Annotated in this window: 13 protein-coding genes and 1 pseudogene; 5 read left to right on the top strand and 9 right to left on the bottom strand. The window is 69.4% G+C overall.

The features are described from left to right. Positions 1-391: 391 nt before the first annotated feature. Positions 392-1,309 (top strand): alpha/beta hydrolase, encoded by a 918-nt coding sequence (locus tag ABZX40_RS07435; RefSeq protein ID WP_355730960.1) that lies wholly within the window; start codon positions 392-394, stop codon positions 1,307-1,309. A 313-nt stretch (positions 1,310-1,622) separates the two neighbouring features. On the opposite strand, the gene ABZX40_RS07430 is transcribed toward ABZX40_RS07435, so the two are convergent. Both ABZX40_RS07430 and ABZX40_RS07425 read right to left on the bottom strand, forming a co-directional pair. Next, the gene (locus ABZX40_RS07430; RefSeq protein WP_355730958.1) at positions 1,623-2,057 is read right to left on the bottom strand and encodes a DUF6188 family protein; all 435 of its coding nucleotides are present in this window, start codon (positions 2,055-2,057) and stop codon (positions 1,623-1,625) included. Positions 2,058-2,299: 242 nt separating this feature from the next. Beyond that, on the bottom strand, positions 2,300-3,622 hold the full coding sequence (locus tag ABZX40_RS07425; protein ID WP_355730956.1) for a tetratricopeptide repeat protein: 1,323 nt from the start codon (positions 3,620-3,622) through the stop codon (positions 2,300-2,302). Positions 3,623-4,523: 901 nt separating this feature from the next. On the opposite strand from ABZX40_RS07425, the gene ABZX40_RS07420 reads away from it, so the two are divergent. Together ABZX40_RS07420 and ABZX40_RS07415 are read left to right on the top strand one after the other, a co-directional pair. Beyond that, entirely contained in the window at positions 4,524-4,757 is a 234-nt protein-coding gene (locus ABZX40_RS07420; protein ID WP_355730955.1) for a hypothetical protein, read from the top strand. A 298-nt stretch (positions 4,758-5,055) separates the two neighbouring features. Further along, positions 5,056-5,379 (top strand): annotated as a pseudogene (locus ABZX40_RS07415) (ankyrin repeat domain-containing protein); the annotation flags it as partial. Positions 5,380-6,389: 1,010 nt separating this feature from the next. Here ABZX40_RS07415 and ABZX40_RS07410 read toward each other — a convergent pair. The 3 genes from ABZX40_RS07410 to ABZX40_RS07400 all read right to left on the bottom strand — a co-directional run bounded on the left by ABZX40_RS07410 (position 6,390) and on the right by ABZX40_RS07400 (position 10,739). After that, entirely contained in the window at positions 6,390-7,877 is a 1,488-nt protein-coding gene (locus tag ABZX40_RS07410; RefSeq protein ID WP_355730954.1) for a hypothetical protein, read from the bottom strand. Positions 7,878-7,984: 107 nt separating this feature from the next. Continuing rightward, positions 7,985-9,163 carry a glycosyltransferase gene (locus ABZX40_RS07405; RefSeq protein ID WP_355730952.1) on the bottom strand — a complete coding sequence of 393 codons (1,179 nt, stop codon included), beginning with the start codon at positions 9,161-9,163 and terminating at the stop codon, positions 7,985-7,987. Positions 9,164-9,719: 556 nt separating this feature from the next. Beyond that, on the bottom strand, positions 9,720-10,739 hold the full coding sequence (locus ABZX40_RS07400) for a thaumatin family protein (RefSeq protein ID WP_355730951.1): 1,020 nt from the start codon (positions 10,737-10,739) through the stop codon (positions 9,720-9,722). A gap of 220 nt (positions 10,740-10,959) precedes the next feature. On the opposite strand from ABZX40_RS07400, the gene ABZX40_RS07395 reads away from it, so the two are divergent. Further along, a complete protein-coding gene (locus ABZX40_RS07395; protein WP_355730950.1) occupies positions 10,960-12,969 on the top strand; it encodes a sigma-70 family RNA polymerase sigma factor in 2,010 nt (669 codons plus the stop codon). Between the two features lie 265 nt (positions 12,970-13,234). On the opposite strand, the gene ABZX40_RS07390 is transcribed toward ABZX40_RS07395, so the two are convergent. After that, positions 13,235-13,930: a thaumatin family protein gene (locus ABZX40_RS07390; protein WP_355730948.1), complete on the bottom strand. Its 696-nt coding sequence runs from the start codon at positions 13,928-13,930 to the stop codon at positions 13,235-13,237. On the opposite strand from ABZX40_RS07390, the gene ABZX40_RS07385 reads away from it, so the two are divergent. Then, on the top strand, positions 13,917-14,159 hold the full coding sequence (locus ABZX40_RS07385; RefSeq protein WP_355730946.1) for a hypothetical protein: 243 nt from the start codon (positions 13,917-13,919) through the stop codon (positions 14,157-14,159). The two genes, ABZX40_RS07390 and ABZX40_RS07385, sit on opposite strands and share 14 nt — an antisense overlap. A 279-nt stretch (positions 14,160-14,438) precedes the next feature. Here ABZX40_RS07385 and ABZX40_RS07380 read toward each other — a convergent pair whose 3' ends face one another. From ABZX40_RS07380 to ABZX40_RS07370, 3 genes are all read right to left on the bottom strand, one after another. Beyond that, complete coding sequence (locus ABZX40_RS07380) at positions 14,439-15,212, bottom strand: glycosyltransferase family 2 protein (RefSeq protein WP_355730944.1); 774 nt, start codon at positions 15,210-15,212, stop codon at positions 14,439-14,441. 995 nt (positions 15,213-16,207) lie between these two features. After that, positions 16,208-16,567: a DUF2255 family protein gene (locus ABZX40_RS07375; protein WP_355730943.1), complete on the bottom strand. Its 360-nt coding sequence runs from the start codon at positions 16,565-16,567 to the stop codon at positions 16,208-16,210. Next, positions 16,564-17,592 carry a helix-turn-helix domain-containing protein gene (locus ABZX40_RS07370; protein ID WP_355730942.1) on the bottom strand — a complete coding sequence of 343 codons (1,029 nt, stop codon included), beginning with the start codon at positions 17,590-17,592 and terminating at the stop codon, positions 16,564-16,566. The genes ABZX40_RS07375 and ABZX40_RS07370 overlap by 4 nt, the downstream gene beginning before the upstream one ends. Positions 17,593-17,630: the final 38 nt, after the last annotated feature.

Here is a 17,630-nt window from a genome sequence, read left to right as displayed (position 1 = left end):
GGGTCCTCCGGGTTCCGCCGTGTTCCGTGCCGCGCTCTTCTTGGGTGTTGTCTTGCCGTCTGAGGGTAACGCGGGTTCAGACTTAGTCCCTAAGTGACTAAGTCACTTAGTGTCAATGGTCTCGACACTCTCACCAAAGGGCCCGGGGCCCTTTCTCTGGAGACTTCCGAGGCGGCATAGCCTCGCGACCGCGCCTGGCGCCTGGCGCCTGATGCCTGGCGCCCGATGCCTGGTACTGGAGTCCCTAGGCGAAGGCGTCCCTGGTGGCGCACGTCCGGTGGAAGCCATGGTGGATGTGTGGCCGGGAGCGAAAGCCCCCCGGATCCCCCTCCCCCCCCCGCCCCGGCGGGCGGACCCACTCTTCACGACCCTGATGCGACAGGAGCACCCGATGCGTACGGACGTCACCTTTCTCTCCTCCGGTCTGAAGCTGGCCGGACACCTCTACGCCCCGGACGACGGTGTCCCCGGCCCCCGTCCGGCGCTGGTCGTCGGGCACCCCGGCAGCGGGGTGAAGGAGCAGGCCGCCGGGCTCTACGCACGCCGGATGGCCGAGCAGGGCTATGTGACCCTGGCCTTCGACGCGGCCTACCAGGGGGAGAGCGAGGGTGAGCCGCGCAGCCTGGAGAACCCGAACCAGCGCGTCGAGGACTTCAAGGCCGCGGTCTCCTTCCTCACCACGCGTGGCGAGGTCGACACCGACCGCATCGGCGCGCTGGGCATCTGCGCCTCCGGTGGATACACCCTGGCCACCACGGCCGCCGACCACCGGATCAAGGCGGTGGGCACGGTGAGCGGCGTGGACATCGCGCGGCAGTTCCGGCTGGGCGCGGACGGGGCTCAGGACCCGGCCGTCTTCCAGGGGATGCTGGACGCCGCCGCGGCGGCCCGGACGACGGAGGCGGAGGGCGCCGACGCGCAGACGTTCCAGCTGTTCCCCGACACCATTGAGCAGGCTCGTGCGGCGGGCGGTGAGCATGGCGCGGAGGGCTTCGAGTACTACTGCACCCCGCGCGCCCAGCACCCGCGCTCGGGCAAGTTCCTGCCCTGGGTCAGCGTGGACCACATGGCCGGTTTCGACGCCTTCCACGCGGTCGGCCTGATCGGCCCGCGTCCGGTTCTGCTGGTCGTCGGCAGCGCCGCGGTCACCTCATGGATGGCGGTGGAAGCCTTCCAGCAGGTGGAGGGCCCCAAGGAACTGCACTGGATCGAGGGTGCCAGCCATGTCGATCTGTACGACAAGGAGCCGTATGTCTCCCAGGCGGTGGAGAGGCTGACCGAGTTCTACGGCGCCCATCTGGCGAAGTAACCCTCCCCCGCCCTCGCTGCCCTCGTGGGCTGACGGGGCCCGTGTCACCGGTCCCCCTCACTCACCGTCGGTGCGCCGGGGTGTCGTCCCCGCTCTGAGAAATGGCTGGTCACGAGCCTATACGGATACGAATGCGAAGAACGGGAGACCCGGTTTCAGACATGCCGCCACGCCCCGCTCGCGGTGGTCATGACGGACTGCTACAGCAAGGGACTGCTACAGCAACCTGCGGAAGGAGAGCCGGGAGACTCCTCATCCGCTGGAGGTGGCTGCGCCGGATCGGAGCGTAGCGCCACCGTCGAGAATGGAGCTCTCACGGATCCTCATCGGCCACGATGCCGGACCATACGCCGAGGCCACCAGCCGGCAGGGACACGAACCGCCACCCTCCGGGCCCGGTGATCTCCCAGGCTTCAAACGCCGCATCGGCTGGACAGATCAGACCCGTGCCGTCCTCGAACACCATCCGGAGTGTGCCGGACTTGAAGACGACAACAGAGACGATCCCGGCCCCGAACAGGGGGAGGACTGCGGCCACGTCCTGAGTCTCCGGCACCAAGACCACGCCGGAGCCGGTGGGGTCAGGCCCGGACGAGAGCCGGGCCGGTGCTTCGAGCACCACTTCCCAGCCTGCGTCGAGAGCCAGTGTGAGACGGAAATCGACGGTGATCCGAGCGACGCTCCATCCCCAGGGATTCAGGTTCCACCGGTCCTCGTGCTCGGCCGGTTCAGCTTGGGTTGCTGTCACCCCGCCATGGTGCACCGCCCAGTGCTGCGTTCTCCTTTCCATGACAAACCAGCAGCGCGCGGGCCAAGCCCCAGGGGCACCTGTGATGCGACAGGACAACCGTTCCGAGTGCACCAGACCCCACCACGGTGGCGAGAACGGCGAAGTGCGGCGCCTCCTCCCCGCGCTGCTGTCCACGCAAAGCAACCGGAATCGGAACCAGAACCGGAAGGGCGTTCACGAGATCCACCAGATCCACGAGACTACCGACGGCCGGCGACCGGCCCCATCTTCCCGTCGTACTTCTGATACTCACGCACCTCGTCCACGGCCTCCCGTTCCTCGCGGAGAAGCGTGGTACGCCGGTCGACCCAGCGGCGCAGTAGCCCGCCCTCCCGGTCGATCCCATCGCGATCCAGCAATTGCAGGGTGGACGTTCCCATCGGGTCGGACGCCGCAGCCCGCACATAGGCACAGCGGGCCGCTTCCATATCACCGAGATGCTCCAGACACTGCCCCATCATAAATTGCGCCATATGGGTGACCTGAGGTCCCAGAAGCGTGGCTTTCCGGTACGCGCTCACCGCTTCCGGGATCTTCTCCCGCTCGACATACACCTGGCCTAGCGTGAGGAGGGCGCGCGGCTCGGCGGGCATATGGTCCGTGAGGCTCAGCGCGTAGTGCTCGGCTCGTTCGAAGTCGCCCAGAACGAACATTTCCTTGATCCTGCTCTCCAGCAGTGCGTAGCGCAGCGGAGCCCATTCCGCCCGGGTCAAGGGGGTGTCTCGCCGCATCAGGGAACAGAAATTCTCGGCCCGGTCCATCTCGCGGGACATCGCCGCGTGATCGCCCGCCAACTGGGGCGCCAGCGCGGCGATCCGGTGATAGCGACTGAGGAGCTTGTTCCGCTCGTCACCGACCGTGTCGGACGCGTCGATGGACCGGGCGTGCCGCTCAAGACGACGAGGGAAGCCGGATGCGTCGTCCAGCATCTTCACGCAGATGTTGGCGAGCAGATAGGTCGCCTCCACATGGGCCCAGCATCCGGGTCTGGCCCGCTCCTGCACCGCATGCAGTTCCAGCGCCGCGGCGTCCGCGGGGGCGCCGTCCATGGCCTGCGCATACAGTGCCTGACCTCGCATGAAGGCGAGCGCGGCGGTGTCGTCGTCCAGCCGGGTGCCGGACGGTGCGGTGGGTCCGCGTTCATGGCGCAGGACCGACGCGTGCAGCCCCGCCCGGTGCAGCGCCCACAGCGCCCGGAACCGGGCCCGGCCGCCGAGATCGGGGTAGCGGGCCAGCTGCTCGCAGAGGCTCCGCCATGCGGGGGTGCGCAGATCCGGGGCGAGTTCGGCAGGGTCGTCGAGCTGATACTCCGGGAGCATCGCGTGCCGTACGATCTCGCGCCGCACCGACGACGGAGAGAATCCGTGGAGGCGAGGGTATGCGTCGCTTTCCTCGACCAGCGACCGGACCGCCAGCACCAATCCCTCGACTGCGGAGTTTCCGCTCCCCTCCCAGTCACCGAAATCGAAGTAGGGGCGATAGAGCCAGCCGATGAAGGTTGACGGCACATCAACGCGCGGCATCTTCGTTCCTCACTCAGCCGGAGAGGCGCAGTCAATGGTCGACCGCGCCCCTGATCCGCTCTGGACAGTATCCGTCCGTCTAGAACACTTCACGAGACGGACGGTCGGGTGTCAGCGTGCGGTACGGAAGCACCTTCATGGCGTCACCTTTCACTACCGGGGCGGCATGAGAATTCACCCCGAAGGGCAGGACAGTTCGATGCTAGCCCAGGGACGTGTTGACCACACCCCGGGCCAGGACTCCAGTGTATTCACGGATGTCTTACCAAAATGGCGAAAACGATCAGTGAGCGCCGGGCTCGAATCTGCCTCAATCTTCTCGGCGCGTCCTCGAAATCCTGAAATTTGCAGGTGAGGCCACTGCATGATTTGGGGCAGGATTCTGAGCTGCCACGAAAGCGACCAGCAACCGCGCGTACCATTCTGGATCACCGAGCCGACGAACGAGCCCCACGGGTGGCGGATCGCGGTCAACGAGGCCCGGGGACCGCTCTCGTTCATCCACGACGGATCCACCACCGGCTTCCTCGCGTCCGTCCTCCCTGGCCGGATCCGGGTACCGCAGTTCCCGGCCCGTCTGCTCCGGACTCCCCCGGCGTTCACACCATCGAACCCGGTGCTGGTGAAGCCCGCACTCCCCCTCGACTCCCCGGCGCCGATCGACGCCGCCGCCCTCCGCAACTGGGCCCGGGAACAGGGCTACGCCGTACCTGCACGGGGTACTCCGTCTCAAGCCGGATCAAACCGCCTTTATCAATAGAGATTCACCCTCGCAGCCAAGCCCACCAAGCCCACCAAGCCCACAGAAGCGATGCAGATCACACAGGACCCTTACAAGACGGGTGACCCTGTAGAATCTAACGGCACATCACTTCTATTGTTCAACAAGGGAGTTGTGTTCATGCTGAGACGTCTGAGCGTGCTCGCCGGAGCCGCTGTCGCCACTGCGGGGCTGTTGTTCGCCACTGCGCCGTCCGCCTCCGCGGACCCCTACTTCACCCCGCGCTCCCATCATTCCTCGTACGCCGAATGCGATGCGGCGGGGAAGGCGGGGCACCACCTGTGGGGCCTGCTGTACAAGTGTGAGCCGTTCCCGACCAGGCCCGACGTCTACGTGCTGTGGGTACGCATCTGACCCTCGCCGGTAGCGCGTGTGCGGGGTCGTTCTCCGATTTCGGTCGGACGGGACGGCCCCGCGCAGTGCGTTCGCCCTCGTCGCCGTTCGTGGGTGTGGGCAGCGCCGCGCGGATGGTGGCAGGCGGGCCCGGCCCCCTACCCCCGTCCCCCTTTCACGTGCCTCAACCCGGCCCGCGGCGGATGGTCACCCCGGGCGAGGCAACGAACTCGGCACCCGGCCGCATCGAGGTGCGTCGGGCCGCCCTCATGCCGCCAGCAGGCCACACGGCCTCACCCGTCACACCTCCGGCCCCTACGTGAGCGACTACTGGACGCCCGCCCATCACGCAGTGGAGCACGAAGATGCGGAGACGCTGGCCCGGTTGCTGGCCGATGGGTCGGATCCCAACGAGGTCTTCGGCAATATGACGTTGCTGACGCACGCGATCGACGTCGAGGGAGACAGCGCCCTACAGAGCGGGCGCCCGCTGACCACGCACACCACTGCCGTCCTGCTGGCCTTCGGCGCGGACCCACAACTCGCGGATCCCGACGGTCATACGCCCATGCACCTGGCCGAGCAGTATGACCACATACCGGCGATCGAGTTGCTGCGCCGACACATCGCCCCGAAGGCGGCAGCGCAGCCGCACCCCACCAAACAGAATTCCCTGCAACCCGATCACTCCGAACCCGCGTCATCCCCTCCGGAAGGGCGACGGAGCGCAAGGGCTCTGCCCGGTGAAAGCCAGGGGTGCATGAAGAAGACGGCACATGAGGGGCGGCTCTCCCTCTGGACACGGAGACTGGTCGTGCTCGCGACCGCAGCAGGGGTCCTCTTCTGCGGTCAGCAGGTCGCGAAAGCGTACGGAACGACCAGGGAGTACAGCCGCGCGCCCGTCTGCGAGGCAGCGAGCCGTACCGGCGACGACGCGTGCGTCCGGCGCGAGACGGGCACCGTACTCGACCGCCGGACAGGTCAGGACTGTTCCGACGTTGAACCCGGCGCCAGTTGCCCGACGTACTACGACGTCGAGGTGGAGTGGCGTGACCGTACCGACTGGTTGTCGGTGGGGTCGGCGATGTATGACGAGGCCAAGGCGGGTGATCCGGCCGAAGTCCGCCTGTGGCGGGGCGAAGTGATGGAGCTGGGGCTGCACGGCCGTACCCATTCCTACGCGCCCTCCGCCCAGGACGGAGTCCCATGGTGGCTGGCGCTCGGCTTCCTGGCTCTGGCGGTGGGCGTGTGGGCGGGCGTGAGCGGGCGGCTGTCGGTCCTCTTCAACATCTCCACCGCCGGCTGGCCCTTCATGGCCGTCGGCTTCGGCTGGCTGGGCTCCATGGCCTTGTTCGGCGGGGACGGGCTGATGTGGGCCTTCGCGATCGTATGGACAGCGTTCACGGTCTTCTGGGTCATCTTTGCCCGGCGAAGATGACGCTCTCACCCGGGGCATCCCTGTGGCGTGGGGCTCCCGGCGCGATGCGGCTGGCGCTGTCGGTGCCGTCCCTCGGCGTGGGACAACAGGACCCGGATGACAGTGAACCGCATCCCACCCTGAACCCCACGCATGGTGGCTGGTGGGCTCGGGCCTTCGTCACGCGCCTGAGCCCGCCCGCCACCAGCCTGCCCGCCGGGCCGTCCGTCCGTCCGTCACCACGGCTGCTCGATGTGGTCCGGGTCGTAGGTGATCGCCGCCTCGGCCTGGGTGTCGAAGAGGTCCAGCAGGCCGCTCAGTGGTTCGGTGCGCTGGTCCGGGCCCCAGAGTTCGACGGCCATCTCACCGTGGTACAGCATGGGCCAGCGCACGAAGTGCCGCGGGTCGTCGGGATCGTTGATGGCCTGGGAGCGTCGTACGGTGTCCTGGGCGACCTCGATCATCAGGTCCGTGCCGCAGCCGAACCCGTACGGGTAGCGTTCGCGGTCCGCCGGGACCGTCTCGATGCGTGAGGGATCCGCGGCGCTGACGCCGACGTGGGCGTGGAGTCCGGCGCGGATCGCCGGTACCTCGTGGGTGCCGTGCGGGTCCCAGATCCAGGCGCCGTCCTCGTCCTGGCGGATCCGGACCGTGGGGACCGCTTCCAGCAGTGCGCACACCTCCCATGCCTCCACCGACGGCCCCTTGGGACTGACCGACACGGGCGCCAGTACCCGCAGCCGCCCGTTGTCGAGGCGGTGGGCGACGACCGTCACGTCGTCGCGGCGCAGGGCGCGTTTGTCCACCTCCCAGCTCCCCGACGCGGTGACCACCAGTGCGCCCAGGCCCGGGTCGAAGGCGAAGAGCATGCCCTCGCTGAACGCCTTCATCCCGAGATATCGCTCGTAGACGGCCGCCAGACGTGGCGACACGTAGTGCGTGAGGCGGTGCGGGGCGGGGAGCAGGCGCAGGCCGCCCATGCGGCGGCCGGCCGCCGCGAGTGCCTCGGGTACCGAGGTGTCCGCCCACTGCGCGGCGGTGATGGCCCCGGACTCGACGTCGTAGCGGCCGGCGACCTCACGTGTGCAGGCGGCGGCGACCAGGCGGTCGCAGATGCCCTGGGCGATGCTGTCCGTGTTCTCCGTTTTCTCTGTGTTCTTCGTGTTCTCGGTCTCCGAGGGGTGTCCGCCCTCCATCGTGCACAGGGTCGCCTCGATCACCCGGTCCGTCGTCGCGTCGACGGTCACCACCACCACCTTGGGAGCCCCCAGACGCGCCATCAGGACGCGTCCCGTGTGGACGGCCTCGGCGTGGCTCATGGTGCTCATCCGCTCGGGCACCTCGACCACGGCGACCGAGTGCGCGATGTTGCCCAGTGCGCCATGTGTGCGCCGCATCCTCAGCAGCAACGGCATCGGTGCCTCTTCGACCCGCTCGCTCAGTGGGGCGCTGCCCTCCGGTACGCGGACGACGGCCAGCGCCAGATCGGTGGCCGAGGCCGCCGCGTGCCCCACCACATGATGTCCGCCGTCCTCGAACGTCGTCCTCAGCGACTCAAGGAACGCGGACAGCGCGCTGCCGGGCGGGTCGTTCTCGACGAACCGGACGGATCGGGGGCGCCACCAGTCGAGGTGTTCCAGCCCGGTCCGCCCGGCCGTGCTGAGGCCCGGGGGACGCCGGGCCAAGGGCACCACGCCCGCCGGAGCTGACTCCTGTCGCCGCATCACGAAACCTCCTTGGTGTAGCGCACATCGGCCGGTGTGTGCGTGGGACGGGCGTGCGTGCCCCTGGCGCGGCTCGCACGCCTCACCCTCGGTCCTCACCTCGGTCCTCACTCACAGTGGGGCTCGGTGAGGCGCCGGTAGCCGGCGAGGAGTTGCGCGCAGCCTCGCTCGGTGGCGAACTGGGCGGCGGCCTTGCGGGCTCGGCCGGTGACCTTCCCCTCGTCGGCGAGTGCCGCGCGCAGGGCACCGAACAGGGCGTCGGCGTCGCCGGGCGGGAAGAGGTAGGCGTGCTGACCTGCGGCGAGGGTGTCGCTGATGCCTCCGCTGGACGGGGTGACCACCGGGACTCCGGACGCCATCGCCTCGACGACGGTGCGGCCGAATGTCTCGTACGGCGAGCCGGTGCAGAACGCGTGGCAGGAGGCGTACAGGGCGCTGCGGTCCGCGCCGTGTACGAAGCCGAGGAGGTGGACTCGGGGTGAGGCCGCGGCCAGTTTCCCGATCTGGGTGGTGATGTCCCGTGGGCCGTCACCGGCGATGAACAGGGAGAGATCCTCGTTGCCGGGCAGGGCGCTGAGCCTCAGGAAGGCTCCGATGACCAGGTCCAGCCGTTTCTCCCGGGCGAGACGGCCCAGGTAGAGCACGCGTCTGCCGCGCCCGTCGTAGTGCGGGGCCAGTCTGGCGAGGACGGCGGGGTCGGCCCGGTCCGCGCCGAAGTCCTCGATGTCGACACCGACGAACGGTATGTGCTCGGTCGTCACATCACTGAACCCGCTCAGTGTCGCCGCGGCGTGCGGGGTCGCGCAGAGGGCGGCGTCGAAGTGCCGGTACACATGGCGCATGACCGGCCGGAACACCGGCGTGCGCAGATGACGCCAGAGCGGGTAGCTGTCGGCGAAGTTGTAGTAGTCGCTCTGGTACTGGGCCACATACGGCACGCCGCGCCGCCGGGCGTAGGCGTGTCCCGGCATCCCCCAGGAGGCGAACATGAACGAGCGTTCGGGATCGGTGACGACCACCAGGTCCGGGGCGATGTGTTCCAGTGCGGTGTCGATCTGCGCGAGTGCCGCCCGGCGCGGTACGCGCAGTACCGGGTAGGGGAGCCAGGGTTTGGAGGCGTAGGGGTAGAGTTCCGGGCCGTTCGGGACAGCCGCCCCTACGGGCGGGACCGGAGTGACCCCCGTGACCGGCGCGGCTCCGTCGGTGGAATCGGGGACCAGCAGGCACAGACGTACCTCCGGACGCGTCGCGAACCAGCGGGCGCGTTCCGCGTTCCCCAGGGCCACGCCGCTGACCTCAGGCGGGAAGCTCGCGGTGATCCAGACGATGGTCAGGGGTCCGGGTTGTGCATGTGCGAACAATGATTCGACCCGCCCTTCGATCTCGGAACATCCATGATCCAGCGGAGAGCGCCGGACCACAATCAAAGTCCGGCCATGTGATGGACGTTTCCGGGACGGCACGCCTGCCCAGTCAAATAGCAAGCTCACAGGTGTAGTTGGGGATGGAGGCTGGGTTCTTGAGAGATCTTCGAGAGGGGGACGGGCCGACTGCGGGGAGATCGAGCGGCGCCTCTGGCTGCTCAACAGCTCCCACGGACCGCTCCGGCATCAAGGGCGGATTCCGTTCGCGTCTTTCGTATCGCTACCTGGTCGAGCAGCCGCCGCCGTCGTCACTCCCCGCTGACCGCCGGACAGACCGGCGCCTGCGACGGAGTCGGCACCTCCCCGCCCGGTGTCCGGGCGGTCGGCTCGCACCGGCCGCCCGGACGCAGTCCCACAAGGCCCCGGGGTGAGTCAGGACCGAACCGACATCAACCGACCCACCCCGCTGCGGCAGCGACTAGGTACCGGTCGTCCCAAAGGTCACCCGGTAGTAGCACGCCCCCTTGCACGACATCGTCGCCGCGTCGTCGAAGGCGTACGAGTAGGCGTAGGGCGCGGCGCGTTTGAAGACCTGGGTGTAGTCGACCGGCCACTTCGAGGGGATGCAGTTCTCGCGGCCCGCCCATTCCGCGAGGCAGCAGTACGTATTACCGCCGAACGCCTCGCACGGCGGCTTGCAGCCGATGACCTGGCCGCCCGAGACGGCCTGCATCTCGGTGGGGCAGTCGACTTCCGAGGTGCACACGCCCTGGTAGCAGCCCGAGGAGCTGACCGGGTCGACGGTCGAGGTGTGGGAGACGTTGATGTACATGGGCAGGTTGGAGCCGTCGACCATGCTCACATCGTAGAAGTCCATGCCCGCGTACGCGTCGAAGGTGAACTCTCCCAGTGTGGTGGGCGGGTTGTAGCCGCCGCAGACGCTGGTGCAGTGGCCGGTCGCGCACTTCCCCGCGGCGGTCGAGGCGCATCCCGTCCGGCCCCAGATGCGTCCGCCCCAGTCGTTCTCGACGGTGACCGACATGCTCTGGCCCGGGGTCAGTTTGCGGCCTTCCGGGTAGACGGCGGTGTTGGTGACGACCGCCCAGATCGTCTTCTGGGTCTCGTTCACGACGGTGATCAGTCGCTTGCCTGCGGGCGCCGTCGACGGCTGCTCGACCGATGTGTCCGGCTCGGCGGGCGGCTTCTGCTTCTGCTTGTTCGTCTTCGTCGCGGACGGCTTGGGCTTGGCCGAGGCGGAGGGAGAGGGAGAGGGGGTGGGAGAGGCGGTGCGGCTCGGTGAGGCGGGCGGGGTGGTGCGCGGCTCGGACGGGAGCGCGGCGGCCTGACGGTCCGTCGTGCGGGCCCCGTCGGTCCCGGACGGCGACCAGGCCCCGTAGGCGATCAGCACGGTGGCGACCGTGAGGGCGACCGTCCCCGCATACCACCAGCCGCGTCGCGGTCGTCTCGTGCCGTGCCTGCTGCGTCGTCGTCGTGCCATCCTGGGGCCTTCCTCGTGCTCTTCGGATCCGTCCCTACGTATCGGTGACCTCGGCGAGGACAGTCGGACAACACATTTCCGTCGCCCGACCGCCGATTCTTCCGTCCTCGGCATTTGTGTTGTCGTCGGCCGCGTCGGCGGTCTCCGTATCAGGGAGAGTGCTCACGGGTCCGGGACCGGACCCGGCACTGCCAGACCGCAAGCGGAGGAAGAGGCCCACATGCACAACACCCACAGGGGTGGACCCGACCCCGGCGTGGTGACGGCCGCACGCTCGGGCGACGGACAGGCCCTGGAGCATCTGGTGGGGCAGTGCCTGCCACTGGTCTACAACATCGTCGGCAGGGCCCTGAACGGTCACGCCGATGTCGACGACGTCGTACAGGAGACGCTGTTGCGCATGGTTCGGGGGCTGCCGAAACTGCGGGACCCGGCCGCGTTCCGGTCCTGGCTGGTGTCCATCACGATCAGGCAGATCCGGAATCGGGAGAGCCTGCGGGCGTCGGACCGCGACCGCCGGGCGCACCTTGAGGACGCGGAGGCCATACCCAACCCCGCCCTCGACTTCGTCGGCGTGACCATCCTGCGCCTGGGTCTGACCGAGCAGCGCCGGGAGGTCGCCGAGGCCACGCGCTGGCTCGACCCGGACGACCAGGAACTGCTGTCCCTGTGGTGGCTGGAGGAGACCGGCGAGCTGGAGCGCGCCGAACTCGCCGACGCGCTGGGGCTGTCCGACCGCCATGCCGCGGTGCGGGTGCAGCGGATGAAGAAGCAGATGGAGGTCTCCCGGCTGGTGGTGCGGGCCTTGGCGGCCGTGCCCCGCTGTACGGTGCTCGACGAGATCGCCGCCACCTGGAGCGGCACCCCGAGCCCGCTCTGGCGCAAGCGGTTCGCCCGCCATGTCCGCGACTGCCCGGTGTGTGCGGTACGGGACCAGGGGCTGCTGCCGATGGGCGGGCTGCTGAGCGGTCTGCCGCTGGTGACCCTGCCGTCCAGCCTCGACCCGGGCCGTGTGCTCGCCTCGGTCACGGGTGGCGGGACGGGGGTGCCTTCCGACGCAGGGGGCGAGGGCGGCAGCGCACTCCCGGACGCCGGTGCCGTCCCCGGCCCTGGTGCCGGCCCTGGTGCCGGTGCGCCGCCGTCGGACTCCGCGCACCCGGCGGGGGCCCGCGGTCCCGCCGGGGCGCACCGCCGCCTCCGTGGTCCGCGTACGCGCGGCAGACGGGGGCGGATCATCGGCGGCTCGGCGACGGTGGTGGTCGTGACGGTGACCGCGCTGATCGTGGCCCACCTGAACGCGGACTCCTCGGCCCCGGCCGCCGTGACGGCCCCGCCCGCCCCGGTCGCCCTCACCTCCCCCAGCCCGACGCCTCCCTCCTCTCCCTCCCCCTCCCCGTCCTCGCCCCCCAGCCCCAGCCCCAGCCCGTCGCCGAAGCGTTCGGCCGAGCCGACTCCCCCGGAACAGACCGCCGCGGCCCCCGTGCCCGTCGCGTCCGGGGACAAGAAGGGCGTCGGTGTGTGGACCTTCGACGGAGTGAGTCAGGCACTCGGCGCGAGCGGGGCGAGCTGGTACTACAACTGGAACAGTCAGCATCCGGACGTCATGACACCGCCATCGTCCTCCTTCGTCCCCATGATCTGGGGGGAGGCGTCCGTCACCGACGCCCAGTTGGCCCAGGCCCGCGCGAACGGTCCCTATCTGCTGGGCTTCAACGAACCCGACATGGCGGAGCAGTCGAACATGACGGTGGACAGGGCGCTGGAGCTGTGGCCGAGGCTCATGTCGGCCGGCCGGGTCCTGGGCAGCCCGGCCGTGGCGACGGGGGCGGACACCCCGGGCGGCTGGCTGGACCGGTTCATGTCCGGCGCGGCGGCGAAGGGTTACCGCGTGGACTTCATCACGGTCCACTGGTACGGGGGTGACTTCCGCACCGCGCAGGCCGTGGACCAGCTGACGTCGTACCTGGCCGCGGTGTACGAGCGTTACGGCAAGCCGATCTGGCTCACCGAGTACGCGCTGATCGACTTCTCCCAGGGGACCCGTTTCCCCTCCGCGCAACAGCAGGCGGACTTCGTCACCGCGTCCACGGAGGCGCTCAACGACCTTCCGTACGTGCGGCGTTACGCGTGGTTCGGGTTGGGCGCCGACCCGTCGAAGCCGAGCAGCGGCCTGTTCACGGACGGTACGACGGCGACGGCGGCCGGCCGGGCCTTCCAGTCCGCGCACTGACCCGCACGCGGGCAGCCGCCACCGCCCGCGCGGCTGCCCGCCGTCACCGCTCCACGGCCACCCGCGCGCCTGCCCGCCATCACCACTCCACGGCCACCCGCGCGCCTGCCCGCCATCACCACTCCAGGGCCACCCGCCCACCCGTCACACCACCACCCACGCACAGGTCACACGGCACACCCCACGCAAGGCTCGCCCGGCCGCACACCCCCACGCACGGCTGCCCCCGACCACCACCCACGGCGGTCAGGGGCAGCCGTGCGGTTCATGTACTCACACCCCAGGTGATGCGGTAGTCGCAGTCTCCCGAGCAGGTGAGCACACCCGTCTCGTCGTCGTTGACGTAGGAGTAGGCGAAGGGTTCGGCCTTCTCGAACACGGCCGCGGAGTCGACCGGCCACGACGAGGGGACGCACTTGGACCGTTCGGCGTACTCACCCGTACAGCAGGTCTGGTCCGTGTCGTACACCAGGCAGGCGCTCAGACAGGCCACCACACGGCCGTCCCGGACGCGTTGCAGTTCGTCGGGGCATGTTGCGTTGGCGTCCCGCGTGCAGCCCAGCTCGGAGCATCCGTTCGCGTCGATCTTGTCGGGGGTGGAACCGCCGGTGCTGTTGATCCACATCGGCAGGTTGTTGCCCTCGACCAGGCTCACGTTGTAGAAGTCCATGCCGTTCCAGGCGTTCAGGTTGAACTCGCCCAGGGTGGAGGGGAATTCCCCCCAGGTCCGTCCGCATTCGAACGCGCCGCAGTCCCCGGACAGACAGCCGCCGTCGCCGTCGGCGTCGAAGGCGCAACCGGCGCGCGCCCACACCCGGGCCTCCCAGTGGTCGGGGATGGTGAAACTCACGCTGGCCCCAGGGGGCAGTTCCCATCCCGTGGTCGTCACGCCCACCGGACGATCGGGGTCCTCGGCGACGGCGGGCCAGATCGTCTCGTCGAGCCGGTTGACCAGCGTCACGGTCCGCCTGCCGGGACCCGGGTCAGCCGACCGCTCGGCGGTACGGGACGGCGAGGGGGCGGCGGTGGCCGACTTCCGTGCCTTGGGTGAGGCCGAGGGCGACGGCGGCTCGGTCCGCGGCGAGGGCGATGCCGTCGAGGTCGGGCTCGGGGCGGGCGAGGGGCCCGCCTGCGCCGTACGCTGCTGCGTGGACGACGACGGGCCCGCTACGACGTCACCCGTCTGCTGACGGTTGATCAGCAGGCCGGTCACCACGGCCAGGCAGGTGAAGAACACCGCGGCGGCCAGCACCGCGCCCCGTCCCGGTGAGCGCCGCCCCGGCACACGATGCCGTCCCGGTACACCTCGCGCGTGCCCGCGTCGGCGGATGGGCTTCCGGCCACGATGCATGTGACAACACTCCTGTCCACTCCCGGTTCCGCCGCACCGCGATCCGGTCGGCGGAGGTTTCCGTAGTGGAGACCGCGGCTCGTGGCGCCGGATAACGGAAAGGGAGCGGGGCGCGGAGCTAGATGCGCGAGTTGCGCAGCGACTGCCACACGGCGCCGGTCAGCGCCCGCGTCGCCCGCGGGACCGAGAGGTGCTCGTGCTCGCGGTACAGGGCCCAGTTGTACTGCACGAGCGACAGCTTGTTGGAGGACAGCGACCCCGCCTGGTGGGCCCGGTACACCGCCAGCGGCTCGGCCAGGCCCCGGGCGTCGGCGCCGTCCCGCATGATCGACAGCCACAGGGCGTAGTCCTGGCGCTTGCGCATCTCCGGCATCAGCCGCGTGCCCAGGGCGTTGCGGTCGTACATGGCGGTCAGGGCACCGATGTAGTCGCGTACCAGCATCGCGCGGTAGTCGACATGTTCCCGCGCACGGACCACCCTGCCGTTCGGGACCCAGTCGACGCTCTCGCCGTCATGGTCGGCGGCCATCTTGTAGTAGGAGGTGAACGTCAGAGGCGCGGTGCCCTCGGCGGCGAAGGCGAGCTGCTTCTCGGTCTTCTCCGGAAGCCACATGTCGTCGCTGTCGAGGAAGGCGACGTAGTCCCCGCGGGCCCGCTCGATCGCCAGATTGCGGGCCCGGCCCGCGCCGCCCTGTTCGGGTGCCCGCTCCGGCAGGACGCGTTCGTCCTGGGCGGCGAACTCGCGCAGCAGGTCCATGGAGCCATCGGAGGACTGGTCGTCGGTGACCAGCAGCTCCAGATCGCCATGGGTCTGGGTCAGCACGGACCGGACGGCTGCGCCGAGGGTGGCTGCCGAGTTGTACACGGGCATCACGACAGACACCAGGGGCACAGTGCTTCTCCTTGCCGGACCGGGAACGACGGTCCATTCAAGCACCGGAATCGAGCGGGAGCCGCATGCGGGCCGTTGTCGCTGGTCAGGGCCGGGTGGGGCTGGGTCGTCCGTCGGCGATGGGTGTCGTAGGGGTGGGTGTCGTAGGGGTGGGTGTCACCGTGTTCCGTCGGCTGCGACGGGGACACTCGCCGGGTCCGGCAGCTCGCCCCCGGCTCCCCCACCGGCCGGACTCATCCGGACCGGTACCGCGGCGGCGGCCGTACCGCCGACCGCGCCGCCCTTCACCGCGACGAACGCACGGCCTCCGGAACCGGCCCTCTCGGCTCTTCGGCCCACATTTCTCTGGATTCCCGGCGTGTCCCGCACCCGAAATAAATCCCCTTCGCTTCGGTACGCATAACCGGTGCCCATTCAGCCTGGTACTGGATCGCCCAGGAAGATGCCCAGGAAGATCGCTGGCATGCCCTTCCCACAGCGGGGAGAATGGGAATGTGTCGGCAGTGCGGAAGCCGGCGGTTTTCCGAATGGACGGCGCTCAAGCCAGGGGAAAGAGAGGCCCACGCGCATGGATTCCTGTCGCACCTCGCTGCTGGCCCGCACCGACGAGAGCGTTTGCCTTCCCCTATCCCTCCTCGGCGGCGTGACCCAGCTCCAGCAGGCCGGGGCGACGGTGAATGGGGTGACGTCCACGCCTTTCGCCCGCGTCTCGTGGTCAGCCGATTCCCGGGGCGGATTTTTCGCTCGTCTCTGGAATCGAATGACCGCGAGGAATTGACAGGGGGCCGATTCCTCCATCCTCTCATCCCGCGATGCCCTCATCCCGCGATGCCCGCTGCCGCTGCCGCTGCCGCTGCCGCGAGATTCTTTCGGAAAAGGCCGTTGAGTTTCTCGGACCGGGGTCGGATATTCGTCCCTGGAGGAGAGAGGAGAGATTCCGATGGGCCGCCTTCCTCCGGCCCACCACTGCGTCGCTCGCTCCCGGCGAGCTGCGCTCAGCGCGCCACGAGCCTCAGGGTCGCCGCCACGGCGGCCGGGGTCACGACCCCCGAGGCGTCCGGATACTTGGCCTCGTAGGCGGCACTGATCCGTTCGGCGAGTTCCGGATCGGGCGCCTCGATGGTGACGGGGGCGCGACGGCCCTCGATCTCGATCCGGCCCTCGCGGATGCTTCTGGCCTGCCGAAACCAGGTGGATCTGCCGCTGCGGTAGGCACGCACATACAGTCCCCCCTCGACCACCACGAAGCCGAGCGGGACCGAACCCGTCGGGTTGTCGCCGTCCTGGACGACGGTCAGCCTCAACTCCCACGCGTCGGCGATCCGCGCGAGCCGGTCGTCGCTCCAGGGGCTCATGAACGGTGCCCCTTCGCCGCCAGTCGCTCCGCGTACGGACTGTCCGCGTAAGGACGGCCTGGGTGCGGACGGTCCGGGTGCGGTCGGCCCGGGTGCACAGTGTCCGGATGCTGCGTGTCCGGATGCTGAACGTCCCGGTGCTGAGCATCCCGGTGCGGGTCGTCCCGCCCGGTGATCCACCGCGTCAGGAAGCCGAGTTGCTCCTCGGCGGGTGTGCCGGGCGCGGCAGTGTAGGCGACCAGTTGCTGACCGGGGTGCGTCTCCACCTCGAACTGCTGCACATCCACGGTCACCTCGCCCACGAGTGGGTGCAGGTACGTCTTGGTCAGCTCCCGCGGTCCCCACACCTGATGGCCGGTCCACCATCTTTGGAAGTCGGGGTCGCGGGTGCTCAGTTCCCCGACGAGGGCTCTGATCGCGTGGTTCTCGGGGCTGAGGCCGGTCTCCAGCCGCAGCAGGCCGACGCAGTTGCGGGCGGCCCGCGCCCAGTCCGCGTACAGGGCGCGGAAGTCCTCGTCGAGGAAGGTGAGGCGGATCAGATTGCGCTCCTCGGGATCGAGCGCGGAGAAGTCGGTGAGCAGCGCCGATGCCATCGGTGTCCAGGCCAGCACATCCGTACGGCGGCTCAGGACCAGCGCGGGTACGCCGCGCATCCCGTCCAGCAGCCGGAGCAGTCCCGGTGCCACCTCCTCCACCCCGCCCCGGCCGGGCCGCCGCTCCGCCGGACGGGACCCGTACGCGAGGGCGAACAGATAGGCACGCTCGTCCCAGGCCAGTTGCAGGGCGTCGGCCAGGCTCTCCAGGACGGGGCGGGAGATGCGCGGCATCTTGCCCTGCTCGATCCGGATCAGATAGTCGGGGCTGATGTGCGCGCGTTCCGCCAGTTCCTCCCGGCGCAGGCCGGGCACCCGGCGTCTGCGTCCGTCGTCGGGGAAGCCCTGTGCGACGGGATCCAGGGCCGCGCGCCGCGAACGCAGAAACTCGCCCAGCTCCTGGGCACGGAGAGTGATGGATTGACGTCCCATCCCCCCAGTCTCCGCCAGCCCGCCCCGTCGTGCCTGGT

Source organism: Streptomyces sp. NPDC004610 (assembly GCF_040609715.1).
Lineage (GTDB): Bacteria > Actinomycetota > Actinomycetes > Streptomycetales > Streptomycetaceae > Streptomyces.
This window is presented reverse-complemented; position numbering and strand designations above follow the sequence as displayed.